Origin of the sequence: Yersinia kristensenii (genome assembly GCF_900460525.1) — a bacterium.
Classification (GTDB): Bacteria; Pseudomonadota; Gammaproteobacteria; order Enterobacterales; family Enterobacteriaceae; genus Yersinia; species Yersinia kristensenii.
Map to the genome: position 1 here is coordinate 3,673,237 of NZ_UHIY01000001.1, position 15,895 is coordinate 3,689,131.

The following is a 15,895-nucleotide window of genomic DNA, read 5'->3' on the forward strand; positions in this document are numbered from 1 at the left end:
CATTGATAAATTAAAACACTAATATATACGCTTATTGGATGATAAACTTGCGTCATAGCACCAATGCCCTGTCATGCCCCTAACTGGATATGAGTCACGAACAAATGCAAGATAAACAAATAGTTAATAAAAAAGAACATTACGATTTGAACAAGTTACACAAACGCCTGCGCCGCAATGTGGGCCAGGCGATTGCTGATTTCAACATGATTGAAGAAGGTGACCGCGTAATGGTTTGTCTGTCAGGAGGCAAAGACAGCTATACCATGTTGGATATTTTGCAAAACCTGCAAAAAAGCGCGCCGATTAACTTCACCCTCATCGCCGTTAATTTGGATCAGAAACAGCCGGGCTTCCCCGAAGATATCCTGCCTGCCTATCTGGACAAGCAAGGTGTTGAATACAAGATTGTCGAAGAGAACACTTACGGGATTGTGAAAGACATTATTCCGGAAGGGAAAACCACCTGCTCACTCTGCTCGCGCCTGCGCCGAGGGATTTTATACCGCACTGCGACTGAGCTAGGGGCAACCAAAATCGCATTAGGTCATCATCGCGATGATATTCTGCAAACGCTGTTCCTGAATATGTTTTATGGTGGGAAGCTAAAAGGTATGCCACCAAAATTAATGAGCGACGATGGCAAACATGTGGTTATCCGCCCACTGGCCTACTGCCGTGAAAAAGATATTGAGCGTTTCGCTATTGCCAGAGAATATCCAATAATTCCTTGTAACTTATGTGGCTCGCAGCCCAACCTGCAACGTCAGGTTATCAAAGATATGCTACGTGACTGGGATAAACAGTATCCAGGGCGGATTGAAACTATGTTCAGCGCGATGCAAAATGTCGTGCCGTCACATTTAAACGATCACCAGCTATTTGATTTTAAAAGTATTACACATAACAGTGAGATTGTTGACGGCGGAGATTTAGCTTTTGACCGTGAAGAGTTGCCACTGCAACCTGTTGGTTGGCAACCAGAAGATGATGAAGACCGTGAAAAACAACCACTGGTTCGTCTCGACGTGCTAGAAATAAAATAAAGCCCTTACTGATATCGCCTCTCGACAATAAGAGTTGAGAGGCAATCCTGTCGTTCTGTCCTATTTCATTGTTTTCACTAAAAAATGCAAAAAAAAATGCCGATGTTGAGATAACATCGGCATCGTAACAATTATGTGCTATGCAGTAATTCAAAATAAAAGTATTACAAATATGGAGCGCAACGCCCATCGCTTGACGTTGCATTCACCTGCAAAATGATAATGCCTCAGTCATCACTGCCAAATGTTGATATGGCTCAATTTTACAGTGATTAGCTCCCTATTTGGCACACTCTTTTACTCGGCCGTCGGTAACTCATCAGAGCCATTTACTGCGCTTTAACCACCAGGCAACACCCAGCACCAGCATCACTAACATCATACAGAATGTCGCAAAACCAAAAGAATAGGTATTCCCAGGAATGCCTCCGAGGTTGACGCCAAATAGCCCCGTCAAAAAAGTGGTCGGTAAAAACACCATAGCCAACAGTGACATGGTATAGGTGCGCCGGTTCATCGCATCGGCCATTAATGAGCTAATCTCATCGGATAACACCGCAGTACGCGCGATGCTAGAGTCTAAATCCTCTAAACCCCGCCCCAAACGTTCTGAGATTTCCTGCATACGACGTCGATCGTCATCATCCATCCACGGCAAGCGCTCACTGGCCAACCGGGAGAAAACATCGCGCTGTGGTGCCATATATCGGCGCAATACAATCAACTGCTTACGAAGCAAAGCCATTTGTCCACGTTGTGGGATTTTTTGTTCCAGCAAATCATCTTCAAGATCGATAATTTTATCGTGTAAATCTTCAATAAACTCATTGGTATGGTCGGTCACACCATCAGCAATCTCCACCAGCCAGTTCCCGCTGTTAGTCGGGCCGGTGCCACTTTGTAAATCATTCAATACATCATCTATAGAGTAAACTTTGCGATGTCGGGTCGAGACAATCAATTTATCGGTGATATAAACCCGGATGGCGACTAATTGGTCTGGGCGAGCGTCATTATTAAAATTGATGCCCCGCAGTGTTATCATCGTGCCATCGCCCATGCGAGTCACTTTCGGGCGAACACTTTCACCGGCAAGACCATCCCGAACAACCTCCGGAAGTAACGGCGTATTTTGCAGCCAGGCAGCACTTTCTGGGTGTGTGTAATCCAGATGCAGCCAGCAAGGCTGCTCTGCCGTGGCGATGGCATCAGTATTAATGGATGTCACGCCCCCTTTACCATCGAGTTGATAGGCATAAACGGCATCAGAAACCTGAAGTGCTTTTCCTTCGACTACATCCACGACAATTTCCTCTATTTCAGCATTTATCATGCAATAGGCTCAGTGTAGCGCCCGCCACTCAATCTTTAAAGATGATGTATCAGGATAACTTACTGTTCCATAAAATAATCATGGCCGTTGGTCTTTTAATTATCAATCCGTTATCTGTGAATCATCAATAGCAACAATGCCAGATACATTCACTGTGAGTTTTGGAACAACAGAACTTATATCTTTAACAGCGGAATTAAGGAGACATAATGATAAAGGCACAAGGTCCGTGCACAGCTTTGATGTACAATTCTTGCTAATTATCAACATGATATATTCAAGGGATATTGATTATGGAAACCAACTTCATTACATTAATGAAAGCACTCATTGGTGGCGCAGGCGCGGGATTTGCATTTACCGGTGGCTTGTCTTTTTTAGTGCCCGCATTGACAGTGACCACGTCCCTTGCATTTACATTTTCGGCCATTGGGAGCGTATTAATTGCAGGTATTTATCTAAGCAAAGTTTGGTGAACGAAATTGGAGTCACTATCTACCCACTGGTACTCACCGCAAACCACTGATGAGTTGACGAAATTCTATTGTATTATTTGTGTTTCTTACATGTTAGTGCATATAGCATGGGATTGTATTTCCAAAAAAACACCGCCATTTTCCTTGGAAAACTTACAATATAAACTTAATGAACTATATTCATCGTCAACATTTGCCACGAGTATATTCTTATTTGTGATGATTTTAGATATAAATAACCCACTAAGAACATCTGATGCATTTATATTCCCACTAATAGTCGCATCACTAACCGGATTTATGATCTCTATATCGGCCATTGTTCCTAAGCGGCGCAGCCGTAAATAGCCTTGTTATTCTATAGACTATCATCATAAAAACATAACCCGCCACTAATGCTGGCGGATTATGTTTCACATCAAAATTAACTATCAAACAGTAACCATCAAACAATAGCGATTAGTGCTTGATGATATAAATCATGTGGCTATATGCCACATCTTCAGGATTAGTTATCGGGTAACCTTTCACCCAAGGTTTAATTAAGCGCCCATTAGTAAATTGATATATGGGGGCTATTGGGACTTGTTCGGCAATAATCTGCTCGGCTTTGTTATAATCATCACTAAGTGCTTTAGGATTAGTTTGCTTACCAGCTTCGCTCAGTAAACGGTCATAATCTGCACTTGCGAACTTAGCAATATTCCCACTATGGGTGGAGGTCAGTAATGACAGGAAAGTGGAAGGCTCATTATAATCCCCGACCCATGATGCGCGGACAACATCAAAATTACCGGTATTGCGGCTATCAATATAAGTCTTCCACTCTTGGTTAATCATTTGAACATCCACGCCCAATGTCTTCTTCCACATTGAAGCAATAGCAATGGCTAACTTCTGATTATTATCCGAGGTATTATACAGCAGAGATAGTTTCAGTGGTTTATCCGGCCCGTAACCCGCCGCGTGCAGCAGTGCTTTAGCTTGTGCATTGAGTTCTTCCTGGTCTTGCTGCTGTAATAAATTGACTACCGGATGGTAGCCAGCAGTGACATCAGGAGTAAAGTGATACGCAGGTTTTTCCCCCGTACCCAAGACTTTTTCAGCAATAATTTTGCGGTCGATAGCATAAGATAATGCTTTGCGCACCCGAACATCATTGGTTGGCGCGCGTTGGGTATTGAATGCGTAATAATAAGTGCCTAACTGATCCGGCGTATAAACTTGGTCAGGAATATCTTTTAAGAGTTTCTGATACAAATTTTTGGGGAAGGACTCGGTAATATCAATATCACCAGCTTGATAGCGCTTAGTGGCATTAGCTTCCTGATTGATAGGAATGAACGTCACTTTCGTTAGAACAGTATGAGCATGATCCCAATAATAGTCGTTGGGCACCAAAACTAATTTCTCATTCACAACTCTATCTTGTAATTTAAATGCGCCATTCCCCACCAAATTCCCCACTTTAGTCCAGTCATTGCCATATTTTTCAACCACGGTGGCAGGAACTGGGAATAAACTGAAGTTTGCAGTCAGGCTGGGGAAATAAGGTACTGGTTTACTGAGTTTAACTTTAAGAGTGTAATCATTAACTGCACTGACCCCAAGTGCTTCTGGCGGCATTTTCCCCGCAATAATCTGTTGTGCATTTTCCATTCCAGCCAGTTCGGCAAACCAGGCGAAAGGAGATAAACTTTTAGGGTCAACCAAACGGCGCCAGCTATAAACAAAATCCTGCGCAGTCACAGGTTGACCATTCGACCATTTAGCATCTTTGCGTAACGTGAATATATAGGTTTGGTTATCTGCCGTTTTCCAGTTTGTCGCAACACCGGGAATTATCTGACCATGCGCATCTTGATTAACCAATCCTTCAAACAAATCACGGGCAACCTGTGCCTCGATTAATCCCACGGCTTTCATCGGGTCCAGGGATGCAGGCTCGTCTTTAATATGACGAACAAGTTCTTGTTTTTCAGCCAGTACGGTGCCTGCCGGGACATCAGCAGCATTTGCCGCGCCCAGCGTTGCGCCAACTAATGCGGCGCACAATGCATAACGGAAATAGCTCATAATTAATAACCTTTTCGTTGTCGATCCATTTCAGCGAAAGTAGTAACAATATCTAATCAACATAAACTAGCAGATTAGGGGCCATAATGACGACGGTAAAATAAAAATACTGTCTCCAATCGAGCCATAGAATGTCATTCTGCCATTAGAAGCCAAACGCAGTAGGCATCATTAATTAGGCGTCTTAGTTTACTCATCGCAAAATAACTTATTGATTCAAAGTAATAATATTAAATGCTATGTTAAATGCAATACGCACATATTCGGAATAACAGAGAATATTATGAGCCAATATCGCCCCCGTACCGCACGGGGAAACCTGGTGACTTTAGGGCAACGCTACGGCACATCCCGTTTGGGCGCGCCGCTGTTTTATTTCCCGACCCCTACTCCATCAGCACAAACTGGGCTGATTATTGCCGGAACACATGGCGATGAAAGTGCAGCAATTGTCGCGCTCTCCTGTGCACTACGCAGTATTTCACCGGAACAACAGCGCCACCATGTCATCCTGGCAGTGAATCCTGATGGGTGCCAATTGGGGTTGCGGGCTAATGCCAATGGTGTGGATCTTAATCGTAACTTTCCGGCGAAAAACTGGCAGACGGGCGAAACGGTATACCGGTGGAATAGTGCAGCGGATGCGCGAGATGTGGTGCTATCAACCGGCGAATGTTCAGGTTCTGAACCCGAAACCCAAGCTTTGTGCGCATTGATAAACCAACTGGCCCCGCGCTGGGTGGTTTCCTTTCACGAGCCATTGGCCTGCATTGAAGATCCCGACAGCTCAACGCTAGGTGAGCGGCTAGCGGCGAATTTCGAATTGCCTCTTGTCACCAATGTAGGGTACGCCACGCCGGGGTCATTCGGCAGTTGGTGTGCAGACATTCACTTACCCTGTATTACCGCAGAATTGCCACCCATTTCTGCCGATGCCGCCAGTGAGTGTTATCTGGCGGCGCTGATTGACTTACTGACCCTGGCAGACTAAGCCGATAGATCGATAGCGCCGGTCGAGAAATGTAACCCATCATCGACATCGCGTTGCAGCCATGTAGGGCCATCGAGATCAACAAAACGAGCACCTGGGGCTAGGGGCAATGCAGCACGAATAGCCCGAGAAGTGCACAGCATACAGCCGAGCATAATGGCAAATCCGAGCGATTTTGCTTGTTCGGCTAACAGCAATGCTTCTGTTAACCCGCCGCTTTTATCCAGCTTAATGTTGACCATCTCATAACGGCCCACCAGCCCCGCCAAATCAGCACGCGTATGGCAACTTTCATCAGCACAAATAGGCAATGGGTGAATAAAATTCTGCAACGAATCATCCTGTCCTGCGGGCAGAGGTTGCTCCAGCATGGCCACACCTAAATCGGCCAATAATTGGCAACGTGCAGCCAAGCCCTCGGGACGCCAGGACTCATTGGCATCCACAATCAATATCGCGTCAGGTGCAGCGCTACGAATGGCCACCAAACGCTCAGCAATAAGATGATCATCCAGTTTTATTTTCAACAGGTTGGCTCCCAAATTCGCCAACGCACTCGCACTGTATGCCATGGCTTCCGGGGTACCAATACTGACCGTCTGGGCCATAGAGAGATGGAGGATGGGGGCCGTTTCAGTCATGTGCCATAAACTTTGCTGACTTTGTAAGCATTCTAACTGCCATAATGCGCAATCTACCGCATTCCTGGCAGCACCCGCGGGCAATAGCTGTTGTAAGGTCTCCCGCGAAACACCCTGTTCGATTGCTCCTAGCACCAAGGCCAACTGCGCCATTACCGAAAATTCACTTTCTCCATAATGTGGGTATGGGGTACATTCACCAACAGCGCGAATGCCCGCTTCCTCAATCTCGACAACCACAACTTTTGCTTCATTGCGGCTTCCACGGGAAATAACAAACGCAGAATGGAGAGGCCAGGATTCTGGATAGCAACGCATGGTTCTCATTATGACTCCTCAGAAAAATTCGGGCACGGACATTCAGTATTAGAACCTAACGTCAGTAAAATCTGAATTATTTAGCAAAAATCTCATATCCAAGCTGCCATTGTTACCTTAAACTGAACGTCATGTTACACATCTGTAAAAGGGATCAAATAATGACACAGACAGTACATTTCCAAGGCAATCCAGTGACCGTTGCAGGTCAACTGCCGCAACCCGGCGATAAAGCCAAAGATTTTACTTTGGTCGCGAAAGATTTATCCGATGTTGCCCTGAGCAGCTTCGCGGGTAAACGTAAAGTCCTGAATATCTTTCCAAGTATTGATACCGGTGTTTGTGCCGCATCCGTACGCAAATTCAATCAATTGGCTGGCGAACTTGAGAACACTGTTGTTCTTTGTATCTCCTCCGACCTACCATTTGCCCAATCCCGTTTTTGCGGTGCTGAAGGCCTAAGCAACGTCACCACATTGTCAACTTTGCGTGGTGCCGATTTCAAACAAGCTTACGGTGTAGCGATTACTGAAGGCCCATTGGCAGGTTTGACCGCACGTGCTGTCGTGGTTCTGGATGGTCAAGACAAGGTCATCTACAGTGAGTTAGTTAACGAAATCACCACTGAACCAGACTATGATGCCGCATTGGCAGCACTGAAGTAACGTTTTCTGCTTTAGTTTTAATAAAGTCTGGTTTTAAAAAAATCTAATTATAATACAAACGGCTGGCCCATCTGGGTACAGCCGTTTTTTATAACAATCTGTGTCTTTATAGCTGCTTATGCCACGCTTTATTCTTCGTCGCTTTCATCACTGGCAGGTCGTTTACTACTTAAACCGTATTCACGTAGTTTATTGGCAATCGCGGTGTGAGAAACCCCTAGCCGTTTGGCAAGTTTACGTGTGCTCGGGTAATTGCGATAAAGGCGAGTTAAAACAGAACGTTCGAACCGTTTGCTAATATCGTCGAGCGAACCATCAAGCACTTCATCCCCTAGCACCGTTTCAACTTCAAACTCCGGTAAGACGATATCCTGTGGCCGCAGCTCGGCTCCATCCAATTGCGTCAAAGCACGATAGATAGCATTTTTCAGTTGGCGTACATTGCCTGGCCAACCATAATTTGTCAGGAAACTGCTCAGTTCAGGCGCCAACTTTGGCCGCGGTACACCTTGCTCATCAGAGAAACGGGCAACAAACAGCGCCGTCAGAGGCATGATATCCGCTTGTCGCTCACGCAACGGTGGCAGAGTGATGGTCAACACATTGAGGCGGTAATAGAGATCCTCGCGAAACTCACCGCGTTGCACTAATTCCACTAAATTCTTTTGGGTGGCACAGATAACCCGCACATCGACATGCACCTCATGCTCTTCCCCGACGCGGCGGAAAGTTCCATCATTGAGGAAGCGTAACAGTTTGATTTGCATACGAGGCGACATTTCGCCAATTTCATCTAAGAGAACTGAACCGCCGTTTGCCTGTTCAAAGAACCCTTTTTTACCCTCTACAGCATTGGGATAAGCCCCAGCGGCATAGCCAAATAGTTCACTTTCTACCACATCGTCTGGTAAAGAAGCGCAGTTAAGGCCGAGGAAAGGCATCTTCCCGCGCGGGCTGCGTAAATGGCAAGCACGAGCCAACAGATCTTTGCCAGTACCGGTATCACCGACTAACAGTAACGGCGCGTCCAGCATGGCTAATTTACGTGCTTGGTCAAGAACTTGGCGCATTTTAACGCTGGTGGCAACTATCTGTTTAAATTCAGTATCATCGTTTACCGATAAAGTTTGCAGTTGTTGCCCCATGCGCGCAGTGGATTTTAACATGACCACCGCGCCCACCGTTTGATTCTGCTGATTTTCGTCTTCTAGCTGAATCGGGGTGATCTCCAACAGGTAATCCTGATTATTGATCAGCACACGTTCGGTATGAGGCGCGGTTTCTCCCCCCTCAAACCAACGAGCAAAGTTATACCCCCCCAGTAGGCTACCTGCTGTTTTATGACGAATTTTCTCCTCATTGAGGGAAAACAAATCACGGGCAGCGGGATTCGCTAACTCAAGATTGCCTTTTAAATCGATAGAAAATACCGGCTCTGGCATAGATTCAAGCAGTGCGCGCAGTGAACGGTGCTCCCGTTCTGATGGCATAAAGGAGACGGTGCGGACATCTGTTACACCATCAATACGCCGGATATCCATCATTAATGCACTAAATACACTGAAATCCAGTTGTGAGAAATTCAGATAAATACGGCCAATCGGATCAATTTCGATCCCGCGTAAATCAATACCGCGTAAAACCAAGAGATCAAGTAACTCTCTCGTGAGACCGATTCGGTCTTCGCAAAAAACTTCCAAGCGCATCAGTATCGCCCTTATATATGGCAGGTGCGGATTATCTGCCCATGATAATACCCTGTCCCCCCTTGCTGATGAAGCAGTCTGTCAGCAAAAGTTGACAGGAGTCGGCTTTTCTCTGCTTTTTTTATCCAATTAATCTCACTAAGATGAGAGGATCAACCCATATAACCACTATATGTAGCGAGTTATTATTTTTTATACCAATAAGTTAGAATAATATAATGATAAGTAGCGTCAACACCCTCGTCAAGAACAGGTGACACTTTGCTTTATATCGGCCATCTGGCTATAGTATAGGTAGCCAATTGACCGAGGAGGTTACATGAGAGCATATCACCCCACCCCTGCGACCAAAACTGGGGCGCTATGGCGCGAGATTGGTTTGCCCGCCAGCCGCGGCACTGTATTGGTCGATAGTATCAAAATGGGTTTTTCAGTTGATGTCATTGACGGCATCCATTTATGGGCTTCTATCCCTAAAGCTGAAATATTGCGGGCCACGGGCATTCCCAGCCGCAGTCTGACCCGCAGACGCACACATGATGGCCGTTTTACCCCTGAAGAAAGTGAGCGAATTGCGCGTTTCGTCCGGGTAATGGATGCTGCAGTTGATCTGTTTGGCGGTGATAAGGGCAAAGCTATCACCTGGATGTCGACCCCGATTAAAGGTCTCGGTCACCGCAGCCCAGACTCCTTGCTGGAAACGGAAACTGGTGCACTGGAAGTCTGTGATTTAATTGGGCGTTTGGAGCACGGCGTATTTTCATAATTGGGTGGCGCAAGGAATAGGTCAAAAGGAAAGTGAACTATAAGGATCTGTAGATTATGAATAAAGACCCAATAGGCCGACACTTATGAAGTTCTACCGTATTGTGATGCGCCGTTATCTGGCGTCAACCTGGACCGGTTATGGCGCCGAAATCTATGGTGGCCGCTGGAATCATAAGGGGCATGCCGCCATCTACTTAGCCAGCAGTGTGTCGTTGGCGATGCTGGAAACATTGGTGCATATCCAAGACAGCTCAACACTAGGTGAATTCGAGTTATTCCAGATTGAAATCGAAGATAACCATATTCTGTTACTTCAGCCGCAGGATTGGCCTGCTGACTGGCGCAACGATCCTGCACCGGCAACCACAATGGATATTGGCACCGAATGGTTGGAACAGGAGTTATCACTCGCATTACTGGTTCCATCCACTCTGGTGCCGTCAGAAAACAATCTACTGCTTAACCCTCGGCATAAAGATTTTCAAGCTTGCTTAAACAGTATTAAACCACTCTCTTTTGCCTTTGACCCACGGCTGAAATAATATTTATTGCGGAGCCGGTTTATCTTTCTTTGGTAATGTATTTTTCAGCTGGCTGATCAACTGTCGGCGAAAATCCCCCAATTTGGGTTTATCATCCCCTAACCACGGCAATGGCCGACACAACTCCATCGCTTTAATACCCAGTCGAGCCGTTAACAGCCCCGCCCCAATACCTTGCGCGGCCCGTGCCGACAAACGCGCGGCTAAATCTTGCGATAACCAATCCATGCCGACCTCTCGCACTAATTCAGAGGCACCAGCAAAGGCAATATTGAGCAACACCAAACGGAACAAACGCAGGCGGCTGAAATATCCCAACTCAATACCATACAAAGCAGCAATACGATTAATTAGACGAATATTTCGCCATGCGATAAATGCCATATCGACCAATGCCAACGGGCTGACGGCAATCATTAATGCCGACTCAGCAGCATAGCGGCTGATTTCAGCCCGCGCCAGATTATCAAGTGAAGGCTGCACCAGTTTGGCATACAATTCAACAACTTCTCGATCATTATGAGTTTCATGTAGCGAAGCATGCCAGCGCTGAAGTGCCGGATGCCCTTGATCCAGCCCCGCCTGACGCGCCAGCTTTTCACAAAATACCCGCCCCTGGCCGATTCCGTGACTCACCAGAAGTTCTCGTGCAATATCACGCTCTTCTGCCCGTTGGCGTAGGCGATATAACCGCCGCCACTCCGTCACCACCGAGCCAACCCCCGCCAGTACGATAAGCCCTCCAGCCGTAGTGGCTCCCAGCGCAATCCAATCCTGCTGTTGCCAGGCCTGATTGACCCATTGCACTGATTGAGCAATCACACTGACGCCAAAGAGTGCCAGCCCCGCCGTGACCATTTTGCGCCACAAGCTGCGCTTGGGTTTCAATGCAGCATTCACCAGCCCCTCGACCCGACCTTCTTCATTTTCTGCGTCTAGTTCAGGGGCCGCAGGATAGAAATTCTCAGCGGCATGTTGGTCAAAAGCCTGTGCAGCTTTCAATACGGGCTCATCTATGGGTTGCAACGGCTGCTCGAAATCAATCCGTGGTTTTAAAGGTTCGCTCATCGCAATTTATCTCCCAATAAGAATTCCATTACTGCGTCGAGGCGAATATGAGGTAATGGGCTGTCAATATGTACGGTTTGTGGGCGAAACTCATCAAAATGGAACCCTTGCTGCTGCCAAAAAGCGGGGCCGGGTAAACGCGCGGGAACATCACCGGGGAAGACCGTCAGCGGCAGACCATCGCCCAGTCGATGACCGCGTAATGCGGGAATTTTTTGCCCCTGATGATCAACAATTCCACTTTCCGTTGCCTGCACCGAGGCCAGCCCGACACAATCCATGCTGATCCCTTCAAATGCCGCATTTTGCCAAGCTTCCTGTACCAATTGTTGCAACAAGGAAACCAAATTAGCGTGTTGATCTGCCGTCACATGATCGGCTTTGGTGGCGGCAAACATCAACTTATCAATACACGGAGAGAATAAGCGGCGGAATAATGTGCGCTTTCCGTAATGGAAACTCTGCATCAATTGCGTCAAAGCCAAGCGCATATCGTTAAACGCCTGCGGCCCGCTATTCAAAGGTTGCAAGCAATCCACCAGCACAATTTGCCGATCAAAACGCACAAAGTGCTCTTTGTAGAAACCTTTTACGACTGAGTTGCAATAATAGTTAAAACGGGTGCGTAACATCCCCAAGTTGGAGTGTTTATCGGCCTGGGCCAAACGTGATTCGCCAAGGTCACTCACATCCGGCCATGGGAAGAACTGCAATGCAGGTGCGCCCGCCATATCACCCGGCAGCACAAAGCGCCCTGGCTGAATGAAATGTAGCCCTTCATTTTTGCAACGAATTAGATAATCAGTATAAGCCTGAGCAATCGCCGCCAGTTGATTTTCATCGGCAGGTGCCAGCGGATCACACTGCTGACACAACGTCAGCCAGGGTTTAGCCCACTCAGCACGGGAACCTTGTAATAAGCCCGCCATCTGGTGCGACCAACTTAAATAATCTTGTTCCAGCATGGGTAAATCCAGCAACCATTCACCCGGATAATCGACAATTTCCAGATACAAGGTCGAGGTCTCTTTAAAATGGCGCAAAAGAGAATCACTGGAACGAAAACGCAGCGCCAAACGAATCTCACTGACACCACGGGTCGGAGTCGGCCAATTTGGCGGTGTACCATATAAAGAGGCCAGGCCTTCGTCATACCTAAAGCGCTGAATACCCAGATCTCGCTGCGGCACCCGTTTCACGCCGAGTAGGCGCTCTTCGCGCACAGCAGAAAACAGCGGCAAACGTGCGCCGCTGTGAACATGAAGTAATTGGTTGACTAAAGAAGTGATAAAAGCGGTTTTCCCACTGCGGCTCAGGCCGGTTACAGCCAGCCGCAGATGTCTATCCATCCCGCGGTTGACCAATGATGTAATCTCATTTTGTAGTCGTTTCATGCTTCTCCTTAGCAAATTGACCCGCCACTGCTCCCATAGCACGTTTAAGCATAGGTTCCAGCATCATCAGCAACAACCAGCGCAAGGGTTTACGGCTAACATTCTTGACGATAAAGCCTGCCGCACCCGCTGGACCATAGACCAACGCGAGACTAAACATTATTTTAAGCAGTGTGCTTAATACACCACCTGCGCGGGTACGGACAGAGTTATTGTTCATATTTATGCCCTCCGGCAGGCTTTACTGTGAATTGAATGAGTCACATTACAACTGACGAAAACGGCTCTGAACCCCGAAGGTTTCGGAGGTCACATAGCGTTCGACCTGGCGCAGGCGTTGCTCCCCGGCTCCCAGTTCATATTCTAGCTGGTCAAGAAGCTGGCGCGGTGTCGTTTCATGATGCGCACTGAAACTAGACGCAGGTGCCGGTTCCAGCATAAAAGTCAGCACGATATAAGCGGCAATAGTGAAAACAAACAGGCCAAAGAACAGCGACAACACCACCATCACGCGAATTAATCGTACCGGAATATCAAAATAGTGCGCCAACCCAGCACAAACGCCTTTGACCATGCCCTCTTCTGGCACGCGATAGAGTTTTCTTTTACTTAACACATTGTTTTTAAAAATATCGCCCATTATTGCCTCCAGTTCGGATGCTGTGCATCAAGAATTTCTTCCAAAGCTTGAATGCGTTCACGCATCCGACGGGCATCGTCAGTTAACTGCGATAACCGTTGCATATCCTGATGGCTGAGTTGAGCCCCACTTTGCTGGCGATTGCTGTAATGCAGCCATAGCCAAATCGGCGCAACAAACAGCACAAAAATTGTCAGCGGTATAGCAAGAAACAGGATACTCATTCATTCCCCTTAAATTTATGCTCGCGGATATCCGCATTGTCGTTATGACAGGCCGCCTTTCTCCCGACGGCCTGGTATAGTATTTTGCTGCATTTGAGTGCCAACTTATTCCGCTGAATTCATTTTTGCTTTCAGCGCCGCCAGCTGGTTGCTGATTTCGTCATCCGCTTTCAGTTCAGCAAATTGGCTTTCCAGTGATTTTTGTTTGCCCACACCTACAGTTTCAGCCTCCGCTTCCATATGGTCAATACGGCGCTCAAACTGTTCAAAACGTGCCATCGCCTCATCCAGCTTGCCACTGTCTAACTGACGGCGAACATCGCGAGAAGATGCCGCGGCTTGGTGGCGCAATGTCAGAGCTTGCTGTCTGGCCCGAGTTTCAGTCAGTTTACTTTCCAGCTCGGTGATTTCGTGCTTCATCCGGTTGAGCGTTTCGTCAACGGTCGCCACTTCACGTGTCAGCGTATCAATCAACGCCGCCACTTTTTGCTTTTCAATCAGGGCGGCGCGGGCCAAATCTTCTTTATCTTTGCGCAAAGCCAGTTCGGCTTTATCCTGCCACTCTTGTTGTTGACTTTCACTGTGATCAATACGACGCAGCAGTTGTTTTTTCTCCGCCAGTGCACGGGCAGATGTTGAGCGAATTTCCACCAATGTATCTTCCATTTCCTGAATCATCAGCCGCACTAACTTCTGCGGATCTTCGGCTTTATCCAGTAATGTATTGATGTTGGCATTCACAATATCGGCAAAACGAGAAAAAATACCCATAATTACATCCTCTTTTAACTTATTGGCTCTTTTAATTTATTGGCGTTTGGTTGCGCCGATTCACATCATCTCGATAGTGATATATCAAGAGTCGTGCCAACTTTTGGCGAAAGTTAATAAGTTGAAAAATAACAAAAAAATATTTTTGATTGTTTTAGAATAAAAGGTAGAGTGATTATTTTAACCAACTATTGGCGAATTTCATCATGAGCGAGCAAATAGAAAACCTGTTAGGCGAAGCAAACTCTTTTGTTGAGGTGCTGGAGCAAGTTTCCGGGCTGGCAAAACTGAATAAGCCGGTATTGGTGATTGGTGAGCGGGGAACCGGCAAGGAGCTGATAGCGCATCGTTTGCATTATTTATCAGACCGTTGGCAAGGGCCGTTCATTTCACTTAACTGCGCCGCTCTGAATGAAAACTTACTCGATTCAGAGTTGTTCGGGCATGAAGCGGGGGCGTTTACCGGTGCGCAGAAACGTCATCTTGGCCGCTTTGAACGCGCCGACGGGGGGACACTATTTTTAGATGAACTGGCCACTGCGCCTATGTTAGTACAGGAAAAACTATTAAGGGTAATTGAATATGGTCATCTGGAGCGTGTGGGTGGGAGCCAACCTTTACAGGTGGATGTGCGTTTAGTGTGCGCAACCAATGATAACTTGCCCGCGCTCGCCGCCGCCGGGAAATTCCGCGCTGACTTGCTCGACCGCCTGGCATTTGATGTGGTGCAACTGCCGCCCTTACGTGAGCGCCAACAAGATATCATGCTATTGGCAGAGCATTTTGCCATTCAGATGTGCCGGGAATTAGGTTTGCCACTGTTCCCCGGTTTTACGCCTCAAGCTAAACAGCAATTACTGGGATATCGTTGGCCGGGAAATGTCCGTGAACTGAAAAATGTGGTCGAGCGCTCGGTATATCGCCATGGCGACAATAATGAGGCATTGGATCATATTATCATTGACCCCTTTGCTCGTCGGCAGAGCATAGAAGATGAAAATATTAAGAGCAATGATGCTGGCACCCCCACCGACGAATTACCTACCCTGCCCCTTAATCTTAAACAGTGGCTACATAACAGCGAATATCACCTGCTCAAACAGGCCTTGGAACAAGCGAGGTTTAATCAGCGGAAGGCCGCCAGCCTGTTAGGATTAACTTACCATCAATTGCGCGGCATGCTAAAAAAACATACAATATTAACGAATGATAATGACCTACAATAATAGTGTTACA

The 15,895-nt window shown here is 47.0% G+C and carries 17 protein-coding genes; 7 read left to right on the plus strand and 10 right to left on the minus strand.

Annotation, left to right across the window (positions count from 1 at the left end; translation table 11 throughout):
- Nucleotides 1-104 precede the first annotated feature (104 nt).
- Nucleotides 105-1,046, plus strand: a complete 942-nt coding sequence (gene ttcA / locus DX162_RS16780) for a tRNA 2-thiocytidine(32) synthetase TtcA (RefSeq protein WP_032819714.1) — start codon at nt 105-107, stop codon at nt 1,044-1,046.
- Between the two features lie 319 nt (nt 1,047-1,365).
- On the opposite strand, the gene zntB is transcribed toward ttcA, so the two are convergent.
- Entirely contained in the window at nt 1,366-2,349 is a 984-nt protein-coding gene (zntB, locus tag DX162_RS16785) for a zinc transporter ZntB (protein WP_032819713.1), read from the minus strand.
- A gap of 323 nt (nt 2,350-2,672) precedes the next feature.
- Between zntB and DX162_RS16790 the strand changes: the two genes are divergently transcribed.
- Complete coding sequence (locus DX162_RS16790) at nt 2,673-2,855, plus strand: hypothetical protein (protein WP_004390236.1); 183 nt, start codon at nt 2,673-2,675, stop codon at nt 2,853-2,855.
- A gap of 459 nt (nt 2,856-3,314) precedes the next feature.
- On the opposite strand, the gene DX162_RS16800 is transcribed toward DX162_RS16790, so the two are convergent.
- Nucleotides 3,315-4,931 (minus strand): peptide ABC transporter substrate-binding protein, encoded by a 1,617-nt coding sequence (locus DX162_RS16800; protein ID WP_004390235.1) that lies wholly within the window; start codon nt 4,929-4,931, stop codon nt 3,315-3,317.
- A gap of 283 nt (nt 4,932-5,214) precedes the next feature.
- Here DX162_RS16800 and mpaA point away from each other — a divergent pair, with 283 nt between their 5' ends.
- The gene (gene mpaA / locus DX162_RS16805; protein WP_032819710.1) at nt 5,215-5,922 is read left to right on the plus strand and encodes a murein tripeptide amidase MpaA; all 708 of its coding nucleotides are present in this window, start codon (nt 5,215-5,217) and stop codon (nt 5,920-5,922) included.
- On the opposite strand, the gene ycjG is transcribed toward mpaA, so the two are convergent.
- Nucleotides 5,919-6,890, minus strand: coding sequence for an L-Ala-D/L-Glu epimerase (gene ycjG / locus DX162_RS16810; RefSeq protein WP_032819709.1), 972 nt, complete (start codon nt 6,888-6,890; stop codon nt 5,919-5,921). The two genes, mpaA and ycjG, sit on opposite strands and share 4 nt — an antisense overlap.
- A gap of 152 nt (nt 6,891-7,042) precedes the next feature.
- Here ycjG and tpx point away from each other — a divergent pair, with 152 nt between their 5' ends.
- Nucleotides 7,043-7,546: a thiol peroxidase gene (gene tpx, locus DX162_RS16815; RefSeq protein ID WP_004390233.1), complete on the plus strand. Its 504-nt coding sequence runs from the start codon at nt 7,043-7,045 to the stop codon at nt 7,544-7,546.
- 128 nt (nt 7,547-7,674) lie between these two features.
- On the opposite strand, the gene tyrR is transcribed toward tpx, so the two are convergent.
- The gene (tyrR, locus tag DX162_RS16820) at nt 7,675-9,252 is read right to left on the minus strand and encodes a transcriptional regulator TyrR (RefSeq protein WP_032819708.1); all 1,578 of its coding nucleotides are present in this window, start codon (nt 9,250-9,252) and stop codon (nt 7,675-7,677) included.
- A gap of 319 nt (nt 9,253-9,571) precedes the next feature.
- Between tyrR and xre the strand changes: the two genes are divergently transcribed.
- Together xre and DX162_RS16830 are read left to right on the plus strand one after the other, a co-directional pair.
- Nucleotides 9,572-10,018, plus strand: coding sequence for a type II toxin-antitoxin system antitoxin Xre (gene xre / locus DX162_RS16825; protein WP_004390231.1), 447 nt, complete (start codon nt 9,572-9,574; stop codon nt 10,016-10,018).
- 85 nt (nt 10,019-10,103) lie between these two features.
- Nucleotides 10,104-10,562: an RES family NAD+ phosphorylase gene (locus tag DX162_RS16830; RefSeq protein ID WP_004390230.1), complete on the plus strand. Its 459-nt coding sequence runs from the start codon at nt 10,104-10,106 to the stop codon at nt 10,560-10,562.
- A 3-nt stretch (nt 10,563-10,565) separates the two neighbouring features.
- Here the strand turns inward: DX162_RS16830 and DX162_RS16835 are convergent, their stop codons facing one another.
- The 6 genes from DX162_RS16835 to pspA all read right to left on the minus strand — a co-directional run bounded on the left by DX162_RS16835 (nt 10,566) and on the right by pspA (nt 14,659).
- Complete coding sequence (locus DX162_RS16835) at nt 10,566-11,630, minus strand: YcjF family protein (protein ID WP_032819707.1); 1,065 nt, start codon at nt 11,628-11,630, stop codon at nt 10,566-10,568.
- Complete coding sequence (locus DX162_RS16840; RefSeq protein WP_032819705.1) at nt 11,627-13,024, minus strand: YcjX family GTP-binding protein; 1,398 nt, start codon at nt 13,022-13,024, stop codon at nt 11,627-11,629. Before DX162_RS16840 ends, DX162_RS16835 begins: the two co-directional genes overlap by 4 nt.
- Nucleotides 13,005-13,244: a phage shock protein PspD gene (pspD, locus tag DX162_RS16845; RefSeq protein ID WP_032819703.1), complete on the minus strand. Its 240-nt coding sequence runs from the start codon at nt 13,242-13,244 to the stop codon at nt 13,005-13,007. The genes DX162_RS16840 and pspD overlap by 20 nt, the downstream gene beginning before the upstream one ends.
- Nucleotides 13,245-13,289: 45 nt before the next feature.
- The gene (gene pspC, locus DX162_RS16850; RefSeq protein WP_004390225.1) at nt 13,290-13,664 is read right to left on the minus strand and encodes an envelope stress response membrane protein PspC; all 375 of its coding nucleotides are present in this window, start codon (nt 13,662-13,664) and stop codon (nt 13,290-13,292) included.
- A complete protein-coding gene (gene pspB / locus DX162_RS16855; RefSeq protein WP_032819702.1) occupies nt 13,664-13,888 on the minus strand; it encodes an envelope stress response membrane protein PspB in 225 nt (74 codons plus the stop codon). The genes pspC and pspB overlap by 1 nt, the downstream gene beginning before the upstream one ends.
- A 105-nt stretch (nt 13,889-13,993) precedes the next feature.
- The gene (pspA, locus tag DX162_RS16860; protein ID WP_049557643.1) at nt 13,994-14,659 is read right to left on the minus strand and encodes a phage shock protein PspA; all 666 of its coding nucleotides are present in this window, start codon (nt 14,657-14,659) and stop codon (nt 13,994-13,996) included.
- A 206-nt stretch (nt 14,660-14,865) separates the two neighbouring features.
- Here pspA and pspF point away from each other — a divergent pair, with 206 nt between their 5' ends.
- Nucleotides 14,866-15,885, plus strand: a complete 1,020-nt coding sequence (gene pspF / locus DX162_RS16865) for a phage shock protein operon transcriptional activator (RefSeq protein WP_004390222.1) — start codon at nt 14,866-14,868, stop codon at nt 15,883-15,885.
- The last annotated feature ends 10 nt before the right edge of the window (nt 15,886-15,895 follow it).